Annotated in this window: 17 protein-coding genes and 1 pseudogene; 15 read left to right on the top strand and 3 right to left on the bottom strand. The window is 66.8% G+C overall.

Features of this window, described 5'->3' with window-relative positions; all coding sequences use genetic code 11:
* On the bottom strand, positions 1 to 1,191 hold the full coding sequence (locus ABD108_RS14905; RefSeq protein WP_343930687.1) for an ROK family transcriptional regulator: 1,191 nt from the start codon (positions 1,189 to 1,191) through the stop codon (positions 1 to 3).
* 22 nt (positions 1,192 to 1,213) lie between these two features.
* Between ABD108_RS14905 and ABD108_RS14900 the strand changes: the two genes are divergently transcribed.
* From ABD108_RS14900 to ABD108_RS14840, 13 genes and pseudogenes are all read left to right on the top strand, one after another.
* On the top strand, positions 1,214 to 3,913 hold the full coding sequence (locus ABD108_RS14900; protein WP_343930686.1) for a polysaccharide lyase family 8 super-sandwich domain-containing protein: 2,700 nt from the start codon (positions 1,214 to 1,216) through the stop codon (positions 3,911 to 3,913).
* A gap of 351 nt (positions 3,914 to 4,264) precedes the next feature.
* The gene (locus ABD108_RS14895; RefSeq protein WP_305112540.1) at positions 4,265 to 5,893 is read left to right on the top strand and encodes an ABC transporter substrate-binding protein; all 1,629 of its coding nucleotides are present in this window, start codon (positions 4,265 to 4,267) and stop codon (positions 5,891 to 5,893) included.
* A gap of 51 nt (positions 5,894 to 5,944) precedes the next feature.
* Entirely contained in the window at positions 5,945 to 6,940 is a 996-nt protein-coding gene (locus ABD108_RS14890; protein ID WP_305112539.1) for an ABC transporter permease, read from the top strand.
* On the top strand, positions 6,933 to 7,925 hold the full coding sequence (locus ABD108_RS14885; RefSeq protein ID WP_305112537.1) for an ABC transporter permease: 993 nt from the start codon (positions 6,933 to 6,935) through the stop codon (positions 7,923 to 7,925). The genes ABD108_RS14890 and ABD108_RS14885 overlap by 8 nt, the downstream gene beginning before the upstream one ends.
* Positions 7,922 to 8,794 carry an ABC transporter ATP-binding protein gene (locus ABD108_RS14880; RefSeq protein ID WP_305112535.1) on the top strand — a complete coding sequence of 291 codons (873 nt, stop codon included), beginning with the start codon at positions 7,922 to 7,924 and terminating at the stop codon, positions 8,792 to 8,794. The genes ABD108_RS14885 and ABD108_RS14880 overlap by 4 nt, the downstream gene beginning before the upstream one ends.
* Complete coding sequence (locus ABD108_RS14875) at positions 8,791 to 9,639, top strand: ABC transporter ATP-binding protein (RefSeq protein ID WP_305112534.1); 849 nt, start codon at positions 8,791 to 8,793, stop codon at positions 9,637 to 9,639. The genes ABD108_RS14880 and ABD108_RS14875 overlap by 4 nt, the downstream gene beginning before the upstream one ends.
* Before the next feature lie 25 nt (positions 9,640 to 9,664).
* Positions 9,665 to 10,861 (top strand): ROK family transcriptional regulator, encoded by a 1,197-nt coding sequence (locus ABD108_RS14870; protein WP_343930685.1) that lies wholly within the window; start codon positions 9,665 to 9,667, stop codon positions 10,859 to 10,861.
* 45 nt (positions 10,862 to 10,906) lie between these two features.
* Positions 10,907 to 11,254, top strand: a pseudogene (locus ABD108_RS14865) (Gfo/Idh/MocA family protein); the annotation flags it as partial.
* Between the two features lie 18 nt (positions 11,255 to 11,272).
* Entirely contained in the window at positions 11,273 to 11,908 is a 636-nt protein-coding gene (locus ABD108_RS14860; protein ID WP_343930927.1) for a Gfo/Idh/MocA family protein, read from the top strand.
* Positions 11,905 to 12,978, top strand: a complete 1,074-nt coding sequence (locus ABD108_RS14855) for a Gfo/Idh/MocA family protein (protein ID WP_343930684.1) — start codon at positions 11,905 to 11,907, stop codon at positions 12,976 to 12,978. Before ABD108_RS14860 ends, ABD108_RS14855 begins: the two co-directional genes overlap by 4 nt.
* 433 nt (positions 12,979 to 13,411) lie before the next feature.
* On the top strand, positions 13,412 to 14,056 hold the full coding sequence (locus tag ABD108_RS14850) for an MspA family porin (protein WP_343930683.1): 645 nt from the start codon (positions 13,412 to 13,414) through the stop codon (positions 14,054 to 14,056).
* 66 nt (positions 14,057 to 14,122) lie between these two features.
* A complete protein-coding gene (locus tag ABD108_RS14845) occupies positions 14,123 to 14,821 on the top strand; it encodes an MspA family porin (RefSeq protein WP_343930682.1) in 699 nt (232 codons plus the stop codon).
* A gap of 68 nt (positions 14,822 to 14,889) precedes the next feature.
* Positions 14,890 to 16,659: a glycoside hydrolase family 35 protein gene (locus ABD108_RS14840; protein ID WP_343930681.1), complete on the top strand. Its 1,770-nt coding sequence runs from the start codon at positions 14,890 to 14,892 to the stop codon at positions 16,657 to 16,659.
* A gap of 83 nt (positions 16,660 to 16,742) precedes the next feature.
* Here the strand turns inward: ABD108_RS14840 and ABD108_RS14835 are convergent, their stop codons facing one another.
* Positions 16,743 to 17,903: an NAD(P)/FAD-dependent oxidoreductase gene (locus tag ABD108_RS14835; protein ID WP_343930680.1), complete on the bottom strand. Its 1,161-nt coding sequence runs from the start codon at positions 17,901 to 17,903 to the stop codon at positions 16,743 to 16,745.
* The gene (locus ABD108_RS14830; RefSeq protein ID WP_305112525.1) at positions 17,900 to 18,532 is read right to left on the bottom strand and encodes a DsbA family protein; all 633 of its coding nucleotides are present in this window, start codon (positions 18,530 to 18,532) and stop codon (positions 17,900 to 17,902) included. The genes ABD108_RS14835 and ABD108_RS14830 overlap by 4 nt, the downstream gene beginning before the upstream one ends.
* Positions 18,533 to 18,899: 367 nt before the next feature.
* Between ABD108_RS14830 and gltB the strand changes: the two genes are divergently transcribed.
* A complete protein-coding gene (gene gltB / locus ABD108_RS14825; RefSeq protein WP_343930679.1) occupies positions 18,900 to 23,507 on the top strand; it encodes a glutamate synthase large subunit in 4,608 nt (1,535 codons plus the stop codon).
* Positions 23,500 to 24,865 (top strand): glutamate synthase subunit beta (locus tag ABD108_RS14820; protein WP_343930678.1); only part of this gene is annotated, 1,366 nt, incomplete at its 3' end. The genes gltB and ABD108_RS14820, both read left to right, overlap by 8 nt.

Below are 24,865 nucleotides of genomic sequence, written 5' to 3'. Positions count from 1 at the left end.
CTATTTGTCGCCGGTGACGATCTCATCGATTCGGGCGAGTATCCGGGCCTCGGCGCGGTCGAGGGCGACGTACGTGGCTCCGACCGCGACCCCGCTGTCGTGCAGTGGCGAGGTTCGGATCTCGACCGGGTGTAGGAGCTGCGGCTGCAGGTACCGGTCGATCGCGGCGAAGAGCGTGGGGCCACCACGCGACAGGCCGCCGCCTATGACCACCTCGTCGGGATCGAAGACGAGGGTGTACATCGCGACGCCCCGCGCGAATCGACGCGCGATGAGGTCGACGATCTCCACTGCGCGCGGCTCCCCGGCGTCCGCGGCCTCGAACAGGGGGACCAGACTGCCCTCGTCGTTGATCCGAGCGCTCACGTCCGGCGTCGCCCTGGTGCGTGCGAGTCGCAGGAGCTCCTGGGCGCCCACCATGTACTCGAACGAGCCGAGGCGCTCTGTGGCGATGGGAGGGACCTCGTCGTCGAGAGACGTGCCGACGTTGATGAATCCCAGCTCGCCGGCGGCGGAATGCGCTCCGCGGTAGATGCGACCGTCGAGGATCATGCCGGCACCGACGCGCTCTCCCCAGTGGATGAACAGCAGGCTGGCCGGCTGGTCCCCGTGGCGGTACTCGGCCAGGGCGGCCATGTTCGCGTCGTTGTCGATCACGATGGTGCAGTCCGCCCATTTCTCCAGCGACGCCAGCATGGGGCGGCCCGACCACCGCGGGATGCTGGGTGCCAGTGCGACCTCGCCCCGCGCGTGGTCGACGACGCCCGGGGTGCCGATCGCGATGCCCCACAGGTCGGAACGGGCGATCTCCGCCGCTGCCATCGCTTCGGCCAGAGCGGATTCGAGCTGGGTCGCGATCGTGTTCCCGGTGGCCGCGAGGGGAAGCCCGACACGGTGCTCTGCGATCGGCCGCCCGCGGAGGTCGGCGATCACCACGAGGATCTTGTGCGGGCCCACATCGATACCCGCGACGTATCCGGTGTCGGCGCGGAAGGCGTACCGCACGGCGGGACGGCCCACGGCAAGGCGGTCCGTCTCGTCGATGGATTCGACGAGTCCGGCGTGGTCGAGTGTCATCAGTGCGCGCGTGACGGCAGGGCGCGAGAGGCCCGTGGTGCGGGAGATCTCGGTGACACGGATGCCCTCGGCAGTGGCGGATCGAAGCGCCCGCCAGACCGTGGCGGCGTTCATCTGCCGGAGTACATGCGGTCCATTGGCCGCGGTCAACTCCCCACCCCCTCCTGAGTGTGATCGCAAGAATCTCCCGCGTGTCGCCGGCGAATCTCGCACTGAATCACCGGCAGACTACTATCGTTTTTTACGAACTGTTCATTACAAAATAGGGTTACGTAGCTCGCGAAGTGGGCGCCCGTGCTCGGTCGTGACGTTTCTGACCATGCCGGAGCGGTGTCTCCAACCATCCGGTTCCCGAAGTGGACAGTCGTCCGCCTGCATCGATGCAGCGGATGTGACAGCCGTAGTGGCAACTGACCAGAGGAGTTTGTCAATGTCGGATACACAGCCTGCGGGTGATGTGCGTGGAACTACGAGGCGGAACTTCCTGCGCGCGGTCGCGGTGGCCGGCGGTGCCGTGGCGATCACCGCGGGCGGAGCGACGATGGCGTCCCCGGCCAATGCAGCCACCGGATTCGATGGTGTCATCGAGGGCTATCGGGACATCCTCACGGGGTTCAACAGGACGGCCGCATTCACGGACTTGATCCGGGAGTACGACGAGGGGATCGCGAGCAAGCTCGCGCAGCTTCCGAAGATGGTCCAGGACCTGGGCGTCCCGGCGAAAACTGTATCGAGAGAGTACGAAATGCGGGTTCGGATAGCGTTCACCGAACTCGGGAACGTTGCCGTGGCGTACGGGGTGGCGGGGTCGGCCTACTTCCAGAAGCCGGACCATGCGAGCGTCGTCGCCGAGCTCACGGACAAGCTGGTCACGGTCTGCAACGGAATCTACTCGGGCGCCAATTGGTGGGAACTGGAGATCGGTACCTCGGAGGCGATCGCCACGGTGGTCACCATGCTGAAAGTGTTCCCCGCGCAGATACCTCCCGCCACCTCCGGTGGTAAGACGATCGATCGGGACGCCCTCATCACGAGCGCCGCCTCCCGCGCGCGGTATTTCTGTCCGAACCCCGAGTATCGCCGATTCGGAAACTATTTGGAGACAGGAGCCAATCGTGGCGCCAAGGCGATGATCGCCATCGTGTGCGGCGCGATCCTGGGCGATGCCATCTATTTCGAGAAGGGCCGGCAGGCCTTCGCCGACGAGGACAGTGCCGGTAAGGACAGCATCTTCAAGTACGTGACGCAGCGGGACGGGTTCTACCTGGACGGCGGCTTCATTCAGCATGTGAACGTTCCGTACACCGGTGGGTACGGCGTCGTGCTCGCTCGGATGATCTCCCGGTACGTCACCGTGATGAGTAGGTACGGTGCCGGCGGTTTGAACGATGAGACGAAGAAGTTCATTCTCGCGATGTGCAAGAACAGCTATGCGTCGCTGATCTGGGAGGGGCGCATGTTCGACTCGGTCCACGGACGTTTCGTGGGGAACGGCGGCGTTGTCGCCTCGAAGCATTGGCTGTTGGCGGGAAGCCTGATCGGTGCCGAACTCGGGTCACCGGAGGTGCTCCAGTCCGCTACGGCCTCGAACTCCTCTCTCACCCAGAAGGGGATTGTGAGCCTTCCCGAACGGGGCCACATCGCGTGGGCGCAAGAGCGGGCGGCCGCCGCTCCGGCGGTACCCGCCGTCGATCGGTTCGTCCTGATGAATTCCATGGACCGGGCATTCGCATCGCGTGCGGGCTGGTCTTTCACCGTCGCCCTCTCGTCCACGCGGATCGCACGCCGCGAGTACGGGAACAATGAGAACGCCAAGTCCTGGTACCAGGGCGACGGTTTCGTGTTCCTGTGTACGAAGGCGGATCCGGGGCAGTTCGGCGAGGAGTTCTGGCCCACGGTGGACTCGCAACTGCTGCCGGGGACGACGGTCACGAGCCAGGCTCGAGTACCGGAGTTCCGGGAGAACGGCACCATCTCGCCGGCGGGAGCGAGTCCGTGGGCCGGCGGAGCCGCACTGCCCGAACACGCCGTGGGAACCCAGGGCATGCAGCTGACGAACGACCTGCGCACGATGTCGGTGCGGAAGTCGTGGTTCGTCGGGAAAACCGGAATCCTCTGTCTCGGTTCGGACCTGAAGCGGCTCAACGGCTACACGGGCGATGTGTACACCGTTCTGGACAATCGCGGCTTCGCCGCCGGCGCGGCGCCGAGGATTCTGGTGGATGGCCAGCCCGTGGACGCGCCGCAGTGGAAGGAGGTGCAGTGCACCACGGTGGCGATCGAAGGACAGGTCGGCTACCGCTTCCTCGCGCCCCGCAAGGTTCGCGTCATCAGTGGAGCTCGCACGGGCAACTGGGCGGAAGTCACGAAGGGATCGAGTACCGATAACATCACCCGGCACTATGTGACCCTGGTGCTCGTCCACGGTGCCGACGGTGACGGTTACGAGTACTGGATCACTCCGGGGGCCGGGACCGCGGCGGGGTTGGACGCCGCGAACATTCGGAGGTCCGCGGCACTGCACTACGGACCGCTCGACCCCGATGGGACGACGGTCGGTATGCACGCCTTCACCGCGGTGAAGGAAGTGGGTGTCGCTGAGGCCACGGGGCCGTGTGCGGTCGTCATCACCAGAACCGCGAGCGGATACGACGTCTCGATCACCGATCCCACCCGCACCGTCGGGGCCCTCACCGTGACCCTGCACAAGTTCGCCGGTACCGGGTTGACGTCGAGCGACCCGAAGATTCAGGTATCGGGCACCACCTCGCTCACCCTCACGTGCAATCTGCAGGGGTCGTTGGGAATGCCGGTCGCGGCTCGGCTCTCCCGGTGATCCGTCGGCCTGGCCCCTACGGAGGGGCCAGGCCGGGGTGCTTCCGCGCTCACAGAACCGAACGGAACCTCTTCCACCTGGCATTACGCAGATCGACGGGGCGAACTTGGGCGATTTGAGTGACAGGGTTACGTAATGGGGTTACATTATTCCCGTGCCGAGAAGCGCTACGGGCGAATACCGCGGGATTCCGGGGTGGGGTCCGTCGAGGGAGCGCCGAATCTGCACACACCGACAGGTTCGTCTGTCCGCGCCGGAATCCTCCGGCGTGCAGTGCAGTGAGAGGAAGCAGTGATCATGATCCGATCAGCTAGCCGTCGATTCGGCCGCGCGGCAACGGTAGGAGTGAGTGTGGCAGCACTCGTCTTCGGTGCGGCGGCGTGTGGTGACAGTGGCGGTAGCAGCGACGGGACGCTGCGCGTCTGGGCCGGAGCGGAGACCCCGGTCAAGCCGAACTTCAACCCGTATTCGCCGCTCGCGCTCGCTTCATCCCTGGGATCGATCTACGAGCCGTTGTTCATCTTCGGGCGACAGCAGGGCTCCGAACCGGTTGGCCTGATCGGCGATTCCTTCGCCTTCAGTCCTGATGGCAAGCAGCTCACGGTCAAGATCAAGCCCGGTCTCAAGTGGAGTGATGGCACGCCGCTCACGGCGAAAGATGTCGCCTTCTCGTTCAACTACGAAGCGAAGCACCCCGAGAGCGTCGGGTTGACCTCGGCGGCGGCGCCCGACGATTCGACGGCGGTGCTGACCTTCGCACGCCCGCAGTTCGCGAAGAAGGTCGTCCTGCTCCAATTCACCCCGATCGTCCCCGAGCACATCTGGTCGAAGATCACGGACTTCGCGACCTTCACGAATGAGAAGCCCGTGGGCTCCGGTGCCTACGTGGTGGATTCGGTGAGTAGTGGTTCGTACACCATGGTGGCCAACAAGAACTACCGCGACTACGACGGACTGGGCGTGAAGAAGGTCCAGTACATCGGGATCAACAACAACCAGTCGGCACAGGACCTGCTGTCCGCGGGCAAGCTCGATTGGGCGGGGTTCTTCGTCCCGAATCCCGACTCGGTGACTGCTAACGGCACCATTCAGTACACCAACCAGGCGCAGGACCCGACGACGCTCTTCACGTGTTCGAGCGCGGAGCTGGGATGCACCGGCCCGCAGACCGATCCCGCTGTGCGGCAGGCGTTGAACGCGGCGGTGGATCGCACGGCGATCAAGGACAAGGCGTTCTCCGGCCTGGCGAAGGAGGTCTCGCCGACGATGATCGTCCCGACCCGTGACCGGGCGATGATCGCCGATCCGGCGAACCTGATCAGCCCGCAGAAGCCGAATGTCGCAGAGGCCGGCCGCATTCTCGAATCCGCCGGGTACGTCAAGGGCGGTGATGGCTTCTACGCCAAGGGCGGCGTTCCGCTGGAGATCAAACTTCTCTCCGCAGACGGAGCCACCGATCTCGTGGATACGGCCAAGCTGGTCGTCACGCAGGCGGCGGCCGCCGGAATCAAACTCACCTACTCGACCGCCCAGCCGGCGCAGCTCACCTCGCTGCGGCAGTCCGGCAATTTCCAGCTGATCGTGATGAACGTCGCCGGTACGGCGGTCACCGACCCCTACCAGGTGTACAGCGAATGGTTCGGCGGCCTGTCGTTCGGATCGACGAGCAGGGTCGGTACCACTCCGCCCGCCGGCCGTTTCAACTTCGTCCGCTACAACAACGCCGTGGTGGACGATGCACTCCGGGCCGTCCAGTCGACCGACGATGAGGCCACGGTGAAGAAGCAGTACGGCGTCATCCAGACCGAGATCGCCCGCGATCTGCCGTACATCCCGCTGGTTCTGTCGCCCTCGCTCGCGTTCTACAACGCGAAGGACTACACCGGCTGGGTGACCAAGGACAACGACTACGCGGATGCGCCGCCGTGGACCGGTATGCACGCCGGCTACGTCCTCACCCAGCTCAAGCCGAAGAAGTAGTCGGTGCGGTGATCGTTCCGGCCGCGGCGGAAGGCTCCAGGAGGTAGCGATATGGCTTTCTATGCACGGAGATTCGGATTCTACGCATTCACGCTGTGGGCCGCGATCTCGCTGAACTTCTTGCTTCCCCGGCTCATGCCGGGCGATCCGGCGGAGATCATGATCGCCCGGATGCAGCAGCAAGGCGGCACCGTCAGCGAGGGCATGATCCTGAACATGCGAAGGATGTTCGGCAGTGACGACCGTCCGCTGTGGGACCAGTACCTCTCGTACTGGGGAAGGCTGCTCCACGGAGATCTCGGAATCTCCGTGACGCAGTTCCCCACCCCGGTCTCGGAGCTGATCACGGAGGCGCTCCCCTGGACGCTGGTGCTGGTCGGCACCGCCACTGTGATCGCCTTCGTCCTGGGGATCACGCTGGGCGCGTGGGCGGGATGGAAGCGCGGCACGTGGGTGGACAATCTGATCCCCGCTACCACGATGCTGCAATCGATTCCGTACTTCTGGCTGGCGTTGCTCCTGGTGGCGGTGTTCGGCGTGGGCCTGGGATGGTTCCCGATCTTCGGCGGTTACGACGTCTTCGAGTTCCCGGATGGCCCGGCCGCGTCCTTCGCGTTCCTGGTCAGTGCGGTCAAACACGCGATACTGCCGGCGATCACCATCGTGCTCAGTTCCGTGGGCGGCTACCTCTTCGGGATGCGGAACATGATGGTGTCCACTCTCGCCGAGGACTACGTCCTGACGGCGGAGGCGAAAGGGCTACGGGTGCGCCGGATCCTGACCGCGTACGCGGCGCGCAATGCGGTGATCCCATCGATCGCGGGATTCTCGATCTCATTGGGATTCGTGGTCGCGGGTTCGATCGTGATGGAGCTCGTGTTCACCTATCCGGGGGTCGGCAAGCTGATGTTCGAGGCGATCGGCAACAACGACTACGCCCTCATGCAGGGGTTGTTCCTGGTGATCACGCTCACCGTGCTCGCCGCCAACTTCGTCATGGACCTGGTCTATGGCTTCGTCGATCCGAGGGCGCGCCAAAATGTCTGACACCCAGAACGTACTGCAAACAACCGGTGTGATTCCCGGTGAGTCGTCCGAAGCCGGCACCGATATCGGACCTCTCCCCGGGGCGCCGGCACCGCGCGGCCGACACGGGCTGCTACCGGGACGATCGTCGAAGTTCGTGCTCGGCGTCTCCCTCGTCACCGCGATCGTCCTGTTCGCGATCGTGGCCCCGTTCTTCGTCCAGGATCCGCGCAACAGCGATAACCCGAACCTCGCGCCGCCGTCGGCGGAGCACCTCCTCGGTACCACGAAACTCGGTAACGATGTGCTCGCACAGTTGGCGCACGGTGCGCTGGGCTCGCTGCAGGTCGGTGTGGTGGCCGGCGGGATCGCGTTGGTGCTGTCGTTGGTGTTCGGCGTGCTCGCGGGGTACCTGGGCGGGTGGAGAGAAGACCTGCTCGCGTTGTTCACGAACGTGATGATCGTTATCCCGGGGCTTCCACTGGTGATGGTGATCGCGGCCTTCGCTCAGCAACGCAGCTGGCTGCTGGTGGCGGGCGTGCTGGGAATCACCGCGTGGGCCGGTGGGGCGTACGTCCTGCGCCTGCAGACCCGTTCGCTGAGATCGCGTGATTACGTGTCCGCGGCGAAGGTGGCGGGAGAGCGCCCGCACCGGATCATCCTCGTCGAGATCATGCCGAACCTCCTGCCGCTCTTGGCGTCGCAGCTCCTGCTCTCCATCATCTTCGCGGTCCTCGGCGAGGCGGGCCTGTCGTACCTCGGTCTCGGGCCCAACTCGTCGATAACCTGGGGAACGGTGCTCAACGACGCCCAGAGCGGGCAGGCGCTGGCGCAGGGTGCCTGGTGGTGGTTCATCCCGCCGGGCATCATGATCGCCCTTCTGGGGTGCGGTCTGGCGCTCATCAACTTCGCCATCGACGAGATCATCAACCCGCGGCTGCGTACCGCTCCCGCCGCGGCGCGCAGCGTGCGTAAGGCAGCGAAGACGAAGGGAGTCACGGCATGACCGCGGGAACCGAGGCGCAGCCCGTCCTATCCGCCCGGAACGTCTCGATCGAGTACGAGGTGGTCCCGCCGGTCCGGGCCGTCCGTGGCGTGTCTCTGACGCTCCACCGAGGTGAGATCCTCGGCCTGGCAGGCGAATCGGGTTGCGGTAAGACGACGCTCGCGTACGGCCTGAATCGGCTGTTGAAGGCGCCCGCTCTGATGACCGGCGGAGAGGTCGTCTTCCACGACCGTTCCGGCGAGGACATCGACGTCGTCGCCCTCGCCGACGATGAGCTTCGCGCATTCCGGTGGGACAAGATCTCCATGGTCTTCCAGGGCGCGATGAACTCGTTGAATCCGGTGATCAGTGTGAAGGCCCAGATCTTCGACGTCTTCGATACGCACCGTCCTGGCATGTCGAAGGGAGAGAAGACCGAACGGGCACGGGAACTGCTCAGACTGGTGGGTGTGGACCCCGGACGCCTCGACAGCTTCCCCCATGAGCTCTCCGGCGGCATGCGGCAGCGAATGATGATCGCCATGGCTCTGGCACTCGATCCGCAGGTCATGATCATGGACGAACCCACGACAGCACTCGACGTGGTGGTTCAGCGGGACATCATCCGCGAGATCATGAGGCTGCGCGAACGGCTGGGCTTCGCCGTCGTCTTCATCACTCACGATCTCCCGATGCTCATCGAGATCAGCGATCGGATCGCGGTGATGCTCCAGGGGCAGATCGTCGAGCAGGGGACGGCGGAGGCGATCTACCGCACACCGCAGCACGAGTACACCAAGAAGCTCCTGTCGAGCTTCCCCAGTCTCCGTGGCGAGCACGGAGACTTCGTCCGTTCCCGCGGGCAGGCACAGGAAGAGGGGACGCGATGAACGACTCGATACGCGGTCCGCGGCTGGAAGCACGAAACCTGGTCAAGGACTTCAAGCTCCGGTCCGGCACCAGGACCACCGTGCTGAATGCCGTCAAAGACGTCTCCTTCACCCTGGAGGCGGGGAAGACCATCGCACTGGTCGGAGAATCGGGGTCCGGAAAATCGACCATCGCACGGATGCTGATGAAGCTCGAGACCCCGTCGTCGGGCGAGATCCTGTTGGACGGTCAGCCGTCCGGAAACCGCGGACGTTCGCTCGCGCGGTACCGGTCCCAGGTGCAGATGGTGTTCCAGGATCCGTTCGCCTCGCTCAACCCGTTCCACTCCATCATCCACCATCTGGAGCGGCCGCTGAAGATCCACCATCCGAAGCTCTCCCGTACCGAGGTCCGAGCACGAGCGCTCGAGCTGCTGGAACGGGTGCGGCTCAGCCCTGCCGAGAACTTTGCGAATCGACGGCCGCACGAGCTGTCCGGTGGCCAGCGTCAGCGCGTCGCCATCGCGCGGGCACTGGCGCCGGGAGCACGGTTCATCATCGCCGATGAACCGGTGTCGATGCTGGACGTGTCCATTCGCCTCGGAGTGCTCAATCTGCTCTCCGATCTTCAGTCCGAGGAGAATCTGGGCGTTCTGTACATCACGCACGACCTCGCTACCGCACGACATTTCAGTGACGAGATCATGGTGCTGTACCACGGTGAAGTGGTGGAGCGCGGCCCGAGCAGTGACGTGATCCTGAATCCGCAGCACGAGTACACCAAGACCCTGTTGGCCGCCGCCCCGGATCCCGAGAATCTCGGACGGCTGCGTGACGAGGTGCGCCGGGAGTTGGCGGACTCATGACCGATACAGAGGGGATGCGCCCAGCATGACGAGGAGATCGGAGTCCACTGTGCGACCGGGATGGAAGCTGGCCGGCGTCGACATCAAGCGGGCGAACACCGCCGCCTGTGCCGTCGCGCTGCGGGATCGAGGCCCCTCCTCGATCGCCGGGATCGCCGAGGCCACGGAGCTGAGCCGGGTCACCGTCGAGACCATTCTCGACGAGCTCGTCAGCACGGGACTGGTACTGGACGAGGGGATCGTGCCCACACCCGGCGCGGGCAGGCCGGCACGGAGGTTCGAGTTCGCCGCGTCCTTCGGCGTGGTGGTGGGCGTGGATCTCGGCGCGCACCGGAGCCGAGTCGTGGTGAGCGATCTCGTGGGCGATGTCCTGGCGACGAGCGAGCGGAGCTCGGATGCGCGTGGCGGTGCTCTGCGCCCGGACGAGTTGACCGGGTTGGTCGAGGAGGCGGTGTCCCGTGCAGGCGTGGAACGGGTCCTGGCGATCGCCGTCAGCGTCACCGGACTCGTCAGCGAGGACGGGCGCATCGTGGTGTCGGACAATCTGGGTGACTGGGTCGGTGCGAATCCGGCGACCCTGCTCAGTGAGCGCTACTCGTGTCCGGTCGTCGTCGATAACGACACCAGGCTGGCAACGGCCGGCGAGCACCGCATGGGTATCGCGCGAGGGTGCGAATCGGTGGTCTACTTCCATGCCGGACACCGCTTCTCGGTCGGGTCAGTCGTCAACGGACGGGTGCTGCGCGGAAGCCACTACGCCGTAGGTGAGGTGGGTGGCGTGCTGTTCTCCCCCGATCGTGCCAATGCCGAATGGAAGTCCGCAGCGACGGCGAAGGACGTACTGGAACTCGCCGCACTCGGCGATGTGGGTGCGGAGGCGGAGGTCCGCGAGGTCGTCGGCGAGGCGGCGCGCGGGCTCGCGGCGATCGTGATGCTGATCGATCCCGAGATCGTGGTGATCGGCGGAGGGTTGTCGCAGGCTGGTGAGGCCCTCTTGCGACCGATACGTGCCGCGGTCGCCGAGCTCGTCGACGTCCCGGTGGAGCACACCATGGTGACCTCGCCGCTGGGCGCGGATGCGCCCCTCATCGGGGCGCTCACGCTTGCGTACGATCTCGCGGCCGAACCGGTGTTCGAGATGCCGGACGTCCCCTTGCCCGACTTGGCATCGTCGAGCTTGGGGCGCGGGATCGGTGCGCGAGCCGGTGCCGCTGATGAGTAGGCAGCACAAGCTGTTCGGCCGCAATCGAAGAACAATCACAACGAAACGAGAGACGACGTGAATCATCGACTTCGCATCGGGATGGTCGGCGCCGGGATGATCTCCGCGGCGCACGCGGAGGCGTGGGCGCACCTCGGGGCCGACGTGGCCGTCTACTCGCTCGCCGGCGCAGACGAGGTCGTCGCGGCAACCGGGGGGCGTGCCGTACCGGCGCTGGATGAACTCTGGGACCTCTGCGACATCGTCGACGTCGTCACACCGACGCCCTCACACAAGGAGATCGTCCTCGCCGCGATCGCCGCAGGGAAGGACGTGATCTGCGAGAAACCCTTGGCGCGGAACGTCGCCGACGCCACTGAGATGATCGCCGCGGCGCAGCACGCCGGTGTCCGGTTGATCCCGGCGCACGTCGTGCGGTACTTCCCCGAGTACGTGGCGATCAAGCAAGCAGCGGACGACGGCCTGCTGGGTGATCTTGCGGTGCTGCGATTCTCGAGGTCGAGCGGGGCACCCGCCGCTGGCTCCTGGTTCTTCGACGAGGAGCTCAGCGGTGGAATCGTGATGGACCAGATGCTGCACGATCTGGACCAGGCCCGATGGATCGCGGGCCCGATCACCAGTGTCTACGCCGCACAGGCACCGGCCTCCATCGGCGGAAAGACTCCGGATGCCGCAGCGGCACATGTCACGCTGACGCACGCATCCGGTGCGATCAGCCTGGCGCAGGGACTCTGGGGCGCGCGGTCGCTCCCCTTCGCCACCTCGGTGGAAGTGGCGGGCAGCGCCGGCGTCCTGCGCCATTCGAGTGCGGAGACCCGCACGGCCACGCGCGTGGGGAGCGAGCCGCCGGCCGGTTACCTGCCTGCCGGGGATCCCTCCCAGAGCCCGTACCTCCTCGAGATCAGGGACCTCGCCGAGGCGATCGTCGCGGGAACCGAGCCGCGGGTGTCCACGCGGGACGGGGTGATCGCCATCGCCCTGGCGCAGGCGGCATCCGAATCGATCGCGAGCGGCCGTCCCGTCGCCTTCGACGAAGCACTGCTATGACCACCGGAACCACGAAGGAGAAGACCATGGTCGAGAGCGCCGAGAACCCGATGCGGATCGTGGTCGTCTCCGCGGCCCATGTGCACGCGGCGTCGTACTTGGAACTGCTCGCGCGGCGACCCGACGTGATCGTGGCCCTGAGCGACGACGACGGCGTGACGAGCAACGAGGAGGGTCCCCGTGGAGCGGATCTCGCCGCGCAGTACGGGATCGACTACCTGGCGGGCGATGCGCTCTACCGGTGGCAGCCCGATGCGGTGGTGATCTGCGCCGAGAACGACCGACACCGGCGATTGACGGAGGAGGCTGCGGCCCATGGCGTGCACGTCCTCTGCGAGAAGCCGCTGGCGACCTCCGCCGAGGATGCGAACGCCATGGTAGCCGCTGCGGATGCTGCCGGCGTGCGTCTGATGACCGCCTACCCGGTTCGGTTCGCCCCCGAGTTCGCCGAGCTCTGCGATGCCGTCGAGCGGGGAGCGCTGGGGCGGGTGATCAGCATCCGTGGAACGAACAACGGAAAGATCCCCCAGGGGCGCAATTGGTTCGTGGACCGTGCGAAGGCCGGCGGTGGTGCGCTCACCGATCACGTCGTGCACTGCGCGGATCTGATCGACGCTCTGCTCGGCGAGATCCCTTCCCAGGTGTACGCAGTGGCGAACTCCGTCATTCCGAGCGCCGGCGATGTGGAGACCGCAGGCCTGGTGTCGCTCGTCTACCCGAGCGGCGTCATCGGAACGATCGACTGCTCGTGGTCACGCCCCGCTGCGTCGGCGCGGTGGGGCGACCTCACCCTGACTGTCGAGGGAACCGAGGCGACGATGTCGATCGCCCCGTTCGGGGCAGGACTGTCCGGAGACACCGTGGACGGTGCTGCGTGGGTGCCGTTCGGCGCAGATCTCGATTCCCGGATGCTCGAGGAGTTCCTCGCGAGCGTGCGGGAGGGCCGGGCGCCGTGGCCGGACGGTCGCGCCGGCGCACGCACGGCTGCGATCGTCGATGCCGCGCACAGTTCTGCGCGCGAGGGCATTGCTGTATCCCCGAAGGGATCGCCTATTCCAGCGGGCTCCTGATGGGAGTTGGTTCTTCCGGGTGGTGAGAAATTCTCCGCCCGGCTATAAGTGCGGTGAATTGCACTGGGTCGATTATCGATATTCGGCCGAATGGCAATCCGAACGTGTCAAAAATATGTGGCCATGCCATGTTTTCGGACGATCCCGTGCGCTCGGCCATTTCTGTTGTTCGGAGCACAAAAGGAACCGTGACCTGCGGTTTGTGGGCCTCGGTGGGCCTCGGAACTATTTTGATAACCCCCTTGCGTAACCCGGTCAGTACCAGTTATCTTCATCACACCCCAGAAGTGTTGTTCGAGGTACGGATGCTCCTTCGCGGCGTATCTCAGTACGAGAACTCGGAAACGGTATCCGTTGTGATTCCCACCCTTTCTGAACGGCACCCCGGGTAATCCGGACGCGCAGGATCCGGTCCTACGAGCAAGGTGTTGAAGTGAAGATCAATGTGTGGAAGGGCTGCGGTGCAATGGTCGCCGCCGTGGCAATCGCGACGATGGCGGCCCCTGCCGCGAGCGCGGGCCCGCTCCCATCCGGTGAACGTGCGGTTCCCGCACCGGAGGGGTGGTCGATCAACCTCAAGTCGTCCGGCAATGCCGTCGCCGTTCAACCGTCCATGGCCACACCCCAGTCGCGCACGGCGTGGCTCACCACCATCGGTGGGGTGTCCGTGAAGGCCCCTGCCGACGCGGTGATCGAAGGCAAGTTGGGTGTCGGAGTGATCGTGGGGTGCCAGTTCCCGGGTCAGATCGGCGTCGGTGTCGAGGTCACCGGACCGTCGGCCTCGCTCGGGTCCGCTGCGGGCTTCGGTCTCGGCGGGGTCTCTCCCACGGTGAGTCTCCCGTTGACCCCGGGGGCCACCAGCAGTGTCACGGGATTCGCTCGGAACGAGCCGCCGGGCTCCATCGACTCGATCAAGTTCACCAAGTCCGGTACCCACACCGTGACCATCAAGGACCACAACGTCGACATCAAGCACTGTTCGGGCTATGCGCAGGCCCGTGTCGTCACCTGGGTGGAGATCAAGGGCAGCAACAGAATCCAGGGATTCCTCTACGGCGCGCCGTTCTCGCTCGGCTGAGCCCGTCCGCGACCCGACCCCGCGTGTCCCGCTGACGCGCCATCACATACCCCAGAACGGAAAGACATGACCACGAATACTCTCCGCGGTGTCACCGCGATCGCCGGTGCAGCGCTCCTGTGTGGAGTCGCCCCTGTCGGCCAGGCCGCAGCCGACACCTTCCAGCGGCTCGATACGAAGACCGTTACTCATCGCGTCGGTGACTCGACGATCACCGTGACGGTGAACGATCACACCGCGCGATTCTCTCCGGGAATGGTGGCACTGCCGACCACGCGCAATGCGTGGGTGTCCGGCATCGTATCCGTCACGGTCACTGGAGGATCGGCCGACGGTGGTTCGATTCAGGCGGGATACGCCGTCGGGTGCCAGGTCGACGTGGGCAAGGCGAACGTCTCGCTCGGCGGTGGCGGCGAATCGGGTACGGGCGTCACGGACGGCAGTTTCGGTGTCGAGCCGAGTGTCAAGGGCACGTCCGGGGCAAGCCTCAGTCTGGCCGCGGGAAGTATCGGTACGCAGATGTTGACGTACGACGCAGCCAAGTGGCCGGCTCCGGGTGACGAGTTCGATGCCGGATGGATGGATCCCGGCACAGCATTCAACTTCAAGGGCCGCACGGGCTCACTGTCGTTCCAGGATCAGACGATCGGTGTCGACGGCTGCGCGGGATATGCGCAGGCGAAGTTCTTCGCCAAGGTGAAGGCCACCGTGGGAGGGGACAGAGGTTCCGTGGTCCTGTGGGGCAAGCCGTTCAGCCTCCGGTGAACGAGCCTCTCGCGGGCGCGGCGATGGTCGGCGAGTACGCCGGAGGTCACGATGGCAGGAGTGACTCCATGACTGGATCGGCACGGGCGACTCTCGGCTGGAGCGACGGCGAACTGCGTAAGAACGGCAGTCCACATCGGATCCTTGCGGGCGCGGTCCACTACTTCCGAGTGCACCCGGCACAGTGGCGCGACCGGCTCGAACGGCTTGCCGCGATGGGCGCGAACACCGTGGATACGTACGTGCCCTGGAACTTCCACGAGGGAGTTGAAGGACGGACGGATTTTTCGGGTGACCGAGACATCGTCCGGTATCTGGAGATCGCGGCTTCGCTCGGCCTCGACGTGTATCTGCGTCCCGGTCCGTACATCTGTGCGGAATGGTCGAACGGCGGACTGCCCGCATGGCTGACGGGGCGGACGCGCGCCCTGCGGACCTCGGATGCGCACTACCTGCGGGCCGTCGACACGTGGTTCGACGAGCTCATTCCCAAGCTCGCGCCGCTGCAGGGGGCGCACGGCGGCCCGATCGTGGCGGTGCAGGTGGAGAACGAGTACGGATCGTACGGCAGCGATACCGCCTACCTGGAACACCTGCGGGACGGGCTACGGGCACGCGGCATCGTCGAAATGCTCACCACTGCCGACGGAACCACCGCCCACATGCAGGAGCACGGCGCCGTACCCGGCGCTCTCCCGACGTTCACCCTCGGGACGGAGGTGGATCGTGCCCGGCAGTTGTGTCGCGAGGACCGGCCGTTGATGTGCAGCGAGCTTTGGGGTGGCTGGTTCGATCACTGGGGCGATGTCCACCACGTCCGATCCGCCGACAGCCTGATGGAGACGATGGACGACCTACTGGACGGAGGTGGCTCCGTCAGCCTGTACATGGCGCACGGCGGGACGAACTTCGGGTTGTGGAGTGGAGCGAACCACGAAGGTCGCCTGCAATCGACCGTCACGAGCTACGACTCCGACGCGCCGATCGGCGAGGACGGCAGGCTCACGGAGAAGTTCCATCGCGTGCGCGCGAGTTACGGGCGGTACCGCAACGAACCCTTGCCGCCCGTTCCCGAGGCGCCGGCCTTCCTGCCCGACTCCGTCGCTGAGCTTCGCCCGGCAGCGCGGCTCATCGATTACCTACGCGGACTCCCCGCGGCGGGCCCTGTGCGTCCGGTGCCCGCACGGTTCGAGGACCTCGCCGTTGAGAATGCGCCGGTGGTCTACGAGGCGGGGTTCGCCTACCCTCCCGACTCCGAGGTGACTATCGACGGCCTCCACGATCGCGCGGTGCTCTTCCTGGACGATCAGCCGCTCGGGATCGTGCAGCGGGGAAGCGAGTGCGCACTCCCGCTGCCGGCGGCGGGTGGGCGCGGCCGCCTGACGATCCTGGTCGAGTCTTTGGGCCGCATCAACTACGGCCCACTGGTGGGCGAGGCGAAGGGGATCCTCGGAGGCGTCCGCGCCGGGAACCGGATCGTGCACGGGTGGGTTCATCGCATCGTCCCCGAAGAGCGGCCGGAATTCGTTGGTACGGAATCGGATGTCCCCGTCCTGCCACGCGATGGAGGCGGGGTGAGCGTGGCGACGGTGCACGTCGACACGCCGGCCGACGCCTGGCTGAGCTTTCCCGGATCAGGTAGAGCCATGGTGTGGCTGAACGACGTGCTCCTCGGCCGGTATTGGGACATCGGGCCCACGCTGTCGCTGTACGCGCCGGCGCCATGCTGGAGGGCGGGAGCGAATGCGATCACCGTTCTCGCGACCGACCGGGTCGGCAGCGAGGTTCGTGTCGGCGACCGCCTTCGAGTGGACCGAATCGAATCCTTCGCGATGTGACTGCGCCGATTGCTGCGCGGCCCCGTCGGTCCCCGCAGGCTTCCGGCGACCTGTGTGGGATCACGGGTGAGTCGGCGACGGGGTCACTCCCAGTACGACCGCCACTGCTGCTCTTCACGCATCTTCTCCTCGTGCAGTTGTACGGAAGCGGGTGTCAGCGTCACATCGGGGTGCGGTTCGGCGAAGAAATCGCCCTGGCCGCGGGCGGATTCGTGGGCGCCGGTGTCGATGTAGCAGTACCCCAGCCCTGACAGGGCGGCCGTCGCATCGTCGAGTCCGAGGTGGTGCAGCACGTTCCGGGCCACCGCGGCCGCACCGTTCTTCGCGAAGATCGCCGCCTTCGGGAGCGGTCGGTCGGTGGGCGAGGTGACGGAGGACAGATCGCCGATCGCCCAGATCCCGTCGTGTCCGGTGCCCATGCTCGCGCGGTCGACGGGGATCCATCCCGCCCCGTCCAGCGATAGCGCAGGCTCGTGCGGCGGCACGAAGACGAGCAGATCGAACGGAGCGTTCTCGCCGTTGGCGAAGCGCACCGTCTTCGCCGCGGCGTCCACCTCCGTGACCTGGTGCAGCGGGTGCAGGCCGATCCCGGCGTCCCGGACGTGCTGGGCCAGTTCGAGACCCACATCGGGACCGGCGGAGGGCATCGGCTGCGGTTCGGGCGTGTACACGGCGATCTCGGTGCGATCGCGCACCCCGCGTTCGGCGAGCAGATCGGCGGCCAGGAAGGCGCCCTCGTACGGCGCGACGGGGCAGCGGAAGGGCATCGAGGCGACGAGGAAGACCAGGCGCCCGCCGGGGAACTCGGACAGCGCCCGGTGGGCGCGTTCCGCGTCGGCCGTGGCGTAGAAGTGCACCGCGATTCCGGCGTCGACGGCCTGCTGCAGTCCGGGGACCCGGTGCGGAGCGTTGCGCGCGCCCAGCGCCAGCACCAGGGCGTCGAAGGGCACCCGCTCACCGTCGTCCAGCACCACTTCCTTCGGCGCGGCGTCGACCCCGGTCACCGTGGCGCGGATCGTCCGAATCCCCGCGAGGCCGGCCTCCGAGGGGCGGATGGGGATGCTGTCCGCGGTGCGCCACCCCCGCATCACCCAGGGCAGGGTGAAACCGAGGTAGTGCTCGAAGTTCTCATTGATCAGGGTGATCTCGGCATCGTCGAGGGCGACGCCGGACTCCCGCAGTTCCTTGATCACGCTGAGCCCGCCGATTCCGGCGCCGGCGATGACGATTCGCTTCGTACTCATTCTCGCTCACTTTCCTTCCGGTCACTGCTCGGTGGTGTGGATGCGGGGTGGAGCCGCTGGACGGACGCGAAGGCGTCCACCGCGGCGAGGGTGTCGAGGGCGGCGAGGAGTTCTCGTCCGGCGGTGGGCTCGGGGACCGCGGTCAGTACCGGGCCGTGGAAGACCTTCCCGCCCAGGTCGATCAGGGGACTTCCGCCCGTGCCGCCCGCCGCGTCCTGGCTGCGGATGTGCGATTCGAGGACCGCGGCGTCGAGGGATTCGTCGGTGGTGTCCTGAGCGACCGGGCCGCCGAACTGCGCCTGCAGCGCCGCGACCAGCTCGTCGTCGAGCGTCCGGCCGTCCTCGTGGTAGCTACGGGTGAAGGCCCGCAGTGCCTCCCACCTCCGGTCGTGGTCCAGCGTCTGCGACAGGCGCGCGAACAGGCGTCCGGCGGTGCGGGAGTCGCGCATCCGGGCTCGGGCCCGTTCGGGCAGGTCGCGGCCCTCGTTGAGGATCGCGAGGCTCATCTGCTCCCAGCGCACCGCGGCGGTGTCGCCGGTGGCGTCGCGCAGCCACTGGGCCGTGGACCAGGAGTACGGGCACACGGGGTCGAGCCAGATCGTGATCGCGGGCGGCGCTTCGGTGTTCATCGACTGCCTCCGAGCTGGTGGTGCGGATGAGAAGAACGTGAGGGCAACGGATCCGCCGAAGCGGAAGATATCCCCCCGGGGGGATAGATTCAACGTAACACCGGTCCGCGCGGCCGGCAACGGCCCTCGGCCTCGGTCCGGGGACGTGACGCGCGCCCTCAGCGAGATCGGCGTGGTTCCCGGTGCACGCCGAAGATTTCCGAAACGCGCAGGTCAGGGCCAGTTAGGATGGCCTTTCATTTGGTGATAGAGCCCCGGGAAACTATCGTTTCGGGTACAGCCAACGATGCCTGAGGTGACGTATGCCGTCACCGAACCTTCATTTCCACCGTTCCGCCGTGAGGCGCTGCGCTAAGGCAGGTATTCGATGAGCCGTTTCGTCCCCCCGGGTCCGCAGGGGCTGTACCACCCCGCGAACGAGCACGACGCGTGTGGCGTCGCCTTCGTGGTGGACATGCACGGCCGCAAATCCCGCGACATCGTCGACAAGGCCATCACCGCGCTGGTCAACCTGGAGCACCGTGGTGCCGCCGGTGCCGAGCCGAACACGGGCGACGGCGCGGGCATCCTGATCCAGGTCCCCGACCGCTTCTTCCGCGAGGTCGTCGACTTCGAGCTGCCGCACCAGGGTGCGTACGCTACCGGCATCGCCTTCCTCCCGCAGGCCTCCGCCGAGGCCACCAAGGCGGCTGAGGGCGTCGAGCGCATCGTCGCCGAAGAGGGCATGACGGTGCTCGGCTGGCGCGATCAGCCCACCGACGACGGCTCGCTGGGCGCCCTGGCCCGCGACGCCATGCCCACCATGCGCCAGGTGTTCATCGCCGGCACCGACGCCGAGGGTGCGCCGCTGTCCGGGATGGACCTCGAGCGCCGCTGCTTCGTGATCCGCAAGCGGGTCGAGCGCGAGCTGGGCACCGACGGTGCCGGCGCGGGCTCGCAGGGCGAGGAGTCGGTCTACTTCCCCTCGCTGTCCGGCCAGACCTTCGTTTACAAGGGCATGCTCACCACCCCGCAGCTGCGCGGCTTCTTCGAGGACCTGCAGGACGAGCGCGTGGAATCGGCTCTGGGCCTGGTGCACTCGCGGTTCTCCACGAACACCTTCCCCAGCTGGCCGCTGGCCCACCCGTACCGCCGCGTGGCCCACAACGGTGAGATCAACACCGTCGGCGGCAACGAGAACTGGATGCGGGCGCGCGAGTCGCTGCTCGACCCCACCGTCTTCGGCGCCGACGCCGAGAACAAGATCTTCCCGATCTGCACCGAGGGCGGATCGGACACCGCGCGTTTCGACGAGGTCCTCGAACTGCTGCACCTCGGTGGCCGCAGCCTGCCGCACGCCGTGCTCATGATGATCCCGGAGGCCTGGGAGCGCCACCAGGACATGGATCCCGCACGCCGCGCCTTCTACGAGTACCACTCCTCGCTCATGGAGCCCTGGGACGGACCCGCCTCGGTGTGCTTCACCGACGGCACCGTGATCGGCGCCGTGCTCGACCGCAACGGCCTTCGCCCGTCGCGCATCTGGGTCACCAAGGACGGCCTCGTCGTCCTCGGCTCGGAGGTCGGCGTGCTCGACATTCCGCACAGCGACGTGGTCTTCAAGACCCGCTTGCAGCCGGGCCGCATGTTCCTGGTGGACACCGCGCAGGGCCGCATCGTCTCCGATAAGGAGATCAAGGACGAACTGGCCGCGGCCGAGCCCTACCAGGACTGGCTGGACGAGGGCCTGCTGCGCCTGTCGGAGCTGCCCGACCGTCCGCACCCGGTGATGCCGCACGATCGGGTCACCCAGCGCCAGCAGATGTTCGGCTACACCACCGAGGAGCTGAACCTGCTCCTGACGCCGATGGCGAAGACCGGCGCCGAGGCGATCGGCTCCATGGGCACCGACACCCCCGTCGCCGTGCTCTCGCTGCGCCCGCGCCTGCTGTTCGACTACTTCCAGCAGCTCTTCGCGCAGGTGACCAACCCGCCGCTGGACGCCATCCGCGAGGAGATCGTCACCAGCCTGGGCGGCACCATCGGCGGCGAGTCCGACCTGCTCAACCCGACTCCCGTCAGCTGCCGCCAGATCCACCTGGACCAGCCGATCCTCAACAACGACGAGCTGATCAAGCTGGTCAAGGTCAACGACGACGGCACCCTGCCCGAGTTCCGGTCCGTGGTGATCCCCGGCCTGTACGCGGTGGCCGAGGGCGGCAAGGGCCTGCACGAGGCGCTCGACACCGTGCGCACGCAGGTCTCCGAGGCCATCGCCGGTGGCGCGCGCCTGATCATCCTGTCGGACCGCAACTCCGACCGGCTGATGGCGCCGATCCCGTCGCTGCTGCTGACCGCCGCCGTGCACCACCACCTGGTGCGCGAGCGCAGCCGCACCAGGGTCGGCCTGATCGTGGAGTCGGGTGACGCCCGCGAGGTGCACCACATGGCCGCGCTCATCGGATGCGGTGCCGCAGCGGTGAACCCGTACATGGCCTTCGCCACGATCGAGGACATGCACCTGCGCGGTGAGCTCAACGGCATCCCGCTGGAGAAGCTCAACGCCAACTACGTCAAGGCCGCGGGCAAGGGCGTGCTCAAGGTGATGTCGAAGATGGGCATCTCCACCCTGGCCTCGTACACCGGCGCCCAGCTGTTCCAGGTGATCGGCCTCGCGCAGGACGTGGTCGACGAGTTCTTCACCGGCCTGCAGAGCCAGCTGGACGGCATCGGCCTGGACGAGATCGCCGCCGATGTGGCCGCGCGGCACAAGCGCGCCATGAACGACCGCCCCGAGGAGCTCGCGCACCGCGAGCTCGAGGTGGGCGGCGAGTACCAGTGGCGCCGCGAGGGCGAGTACCACCTGTTCAACCCGGACACCGTCTTCAAGCTCCAGCACGCGACGCGCACCGGGCAGTACAAGGTGTTCAAGGAGTACACCAAGCTGGTGGACGACCAGAGCGAGCGGCTCGCCTCGCTGCGCGGGCTGTTCCGCTTCCGGAGCGACCGCCCGTCGATCTCCATCGACGAGGTGGAGCCCGCCAGCGAGATCGTCAAGCGCTTCTCGACGGGTGCCATGAGCTACGGCTCGATCTCGGCGGAGGCGCACGAGACCCTCGCCATCGCCATGAACCGTCTCGGCGGTCGCTCGAACTCCGGTGAGGGCGGCGAGGATCCGGCGCGGTTCACGCCCGATGAGAACGGCGACTTCCGCCGTTCGGCGATCAAGCAGGTGGCCTCGGGCCGGTTCGGCGTGACCTCGCACTACCTGAGCAACTGCACCGACATCCAGATCAAGATGGCGCAGGGTGCCAAGCCCGGCGAGGGCGGCCAGCTGCCCCCGCACAAGGTGTACCCGTGGGTCGCCGAGGTCCGCGGTTCGACGCCCGGTGTGGGCCTGATCTCGCCCCCGCCGCACCACGACATCTACTCGATCGAGGATCTGGCGCAGCTGATCCACGACCTGAAGAACGCGAACCCGTCGGCCCGCATCCACGTGAAGCTGGTCTCCGAGATCGGCGTGGGAACCGTGGCCGCGGGCGTCTCCAAGGCGCACGCCGATGTGGTGCTCATCTCCGGTCACGACGGTGGCACCGGTGCCACCCCGCTCACCTCGGTCAAGCACGCCGGCGCCCCCTGGGAGATCGGCCTGGCCGAGACCCAGCAGACGCTGCTGCTCAACGGTCTTCGCGACCGGATCGTGGTGCAGGTCGACGGTCAGCTCAAGACCGGCCGCGATGTGGTCGTGGCCGCCCTGCTCGGCGGCGAGGAGTTCGGTTTCGCCACCGCGCCGCTGGTGGTCTCGGGCTGCATCATGATGCGCGTGTGCCACCTGGACACCTGCCCCGTGGGCGTGGCCACCCAGAACCCGGTGCTGCGGCGCCGGTTCACCGGCAAGCCGGAGTTCGTGGAGAACTTCTTCCTGTACATCGCGGAGGAGGTGCGTGAGCTGCTCGCCGAGCTCGGCTTCCGCACCCTGCAGGAGGCCGTGGGCCAATCGCAGGTGCTCGACACCGAGGCGGCGCAGCAGCATTGGGGTGGCGCCAAGGCCGGCAAGCTCGATCTCGCACCGATCCTGGCGCAGGTCGATTCGCCGTTCATGAAGCAGGACCCGTACTGCTCGCAGACGCAGGAGCACGGGCTGGAGAAGGCACTCGATCAGCAGCTGATCTCGCAGGCCCGAGTGGCGATCGACACCGGCGCGCCCGTGTCGATCCAGTCGGCGATCTCCAACGTCAACCGCACCGTGGGCACGATGCTCGGACACGAGGTCACCAAGGCCTATGGGGCCGAGGGACTTCCGGACGACACCATCGACATCACCTTCCGCGGCAGCGCGGGCAACAGCTTCGGCGCCTTCGTGCCGAAGGGCATCACGCTGCGGCTCGAGGGCGATGCGAACGACTTCGTGGGCAAGGGACTGTCCGGCGGCCGCATCGTGGTGCGCCCGGCGCAGGACGCCCCCGAGGGCTTCGTGGCCGAGGACAACATCATCGCGGGCAACGTGATCCTGTTCGGCGCCACCGCGGGCGAGGTCTTCCTCCGCGGCAAGGCGGGCGAGCGGTTCGCGGTGCGCAACTCGGGCGCGGTCGCCGTGGTCGAGGGCGTGGGCGACCACGGCTGCGAGTACATGACCGGCGGCCGGGTGATCGTGCTCGGCGATACCGGACGCAACTTCGGTGCAGGCATGAGCGGCGGCATCGCCTACGTCTACAACGCCGACGGCCAGTTCGAGCGCGACCTCAACACCGAGCTCGTGGAGCTCGAATCGCTCGACGAGACCGATATCGAGTTCGTACGCGCCACCGTGACCAAGCACTACGAGGCCACCGATTCCGCCATCGCGGAACGGATCCTGGCCAACTGGGCTCGGGAGCGCCAGCTCTTCGCCAAGGTGATGCCGCGCGATTTCAAGCGCGTGCTCACCGCCATCAAGCGTGCCGAACTGGACGGCCGCAACATCGACGACGCAGTGATGGAGGCCGCTCGTGGCTGATCCCCAGGGCTTTCTGAAGAACAACTCGCGCGAGCTGCCGGTGCGCCGGCCGGTTCCGCTGCGCCTGCTGGACTGGAACGAGGTGTACAAGCCCTTCGACGGCGGCACGCTGCGCAAGCAGGCCTCCCGTTGCATGGACTGCGGCATCCCGTTCTGCCACAACGGTTGCCCGCTCGGTAACCTGATCCCGGAGTGGAACGACCTGGTCTATAAGGACCGCTGGCGCGACGGCATCGAGCGCCTGCACGCGACCAACAACTTCCCGGAGTTCACCGGGCGGCTGTGCCCCGCACCCTGCGAGGCCTCGTGCGTGCTGGGCATCAACCAGGACCCCGTCACCATCAAGCAGGTCGAGGTCGAGCTGATCGACCACGCCTTCGACGAGGGCTGGGTCTCGCCCGAGCACCCCACCAAGCTGACCGGCAAGAAGGTCGCCGTCGTCGGGTCCGGCCCCGCGGGTCTCGCTGCGGCGCAGCAGCTCACGCGCGGCGGCCACACCGTCACGGTCTACGAGCGCGCCGACCGGATCGGCGGCCTGCTCCGCTACGGCATCCCCGAGTTCAAGATGGAGAAGCGGCACATCGATCGCCGCCTCGCCCAGATGAACGCCGAGGGCACCATCTTCAAGACCGGTGTCAACGTGGGCGTCGATGTGACCGTCGAGCAGCTGCGCGAGGACTACGACGCCGTGGTCCTCGCCAACGGCGCCACCCTGTGGCGCGACCTGCCGATCCCCGGCCGCGAACTGGACGGCATCCACCAGGCCATGGAGTTCCTGCCCTGGGCCAACCGGGCCGCGGTGGGCGACGACGTGGTCGATGAGGACGGACTGCCGCCCCTGCACGCCAAGGGCAAGAAGGTCATCATCATCGGCGGCGGCGACACCGGTGCCGACTGCCTCGGCACCTCGCTGCGCCAGGGCGCGGAGACGGTGCACCAGTTCGAGATCATGCCGGTCCCGCCGCGCGAGCGCGCCGAGTCGACCCCGTGGCCGACCTACCCGCTGATGTACCGCATCAGCTCGGCGCACGAAGAGGGCGGCGAGCGGGTGTTCTCCGTGAGCACCGAGGAGTTCCTGGGCAAGGACGGCAAGGTCACCGCGCTCAAGGCCTACGAGGTCAAGATGGAGGGCGGCCGCTTCGAGAAGGTCGAGGGCACCGATTTCACCATCGAGGCCGATCTCGTCCTGCTGGCCATGGGCTTCGTCGGCCCCGAGCGTGACGATCTCCTGGACAAGCTGGGCGTCGAGTACAGCGACCGCGGCAACGTGGCGCGCGGCGACGACTTCCAGTCGACCGTGCCGGGCGTCTTCGTGGCGGGCGACGCCGGCCGCGGCCAGTCGCTGATCGTGTGGGCCA

Source organism: Tsukamurella strandjordii, assembly GCF_039525985.1.
Classification (GTDB): Bacteria; Actinomycetota; Actinomycetes; order Mycobacteriales; family Mycobacteriaceae; genus Tsukamurella; species Tsukamurella strandjordii.
Note: the sequence above shows the minus strand (reverse complement) of the source record. Positions and strands in the feature narration are given on the sequence as shown.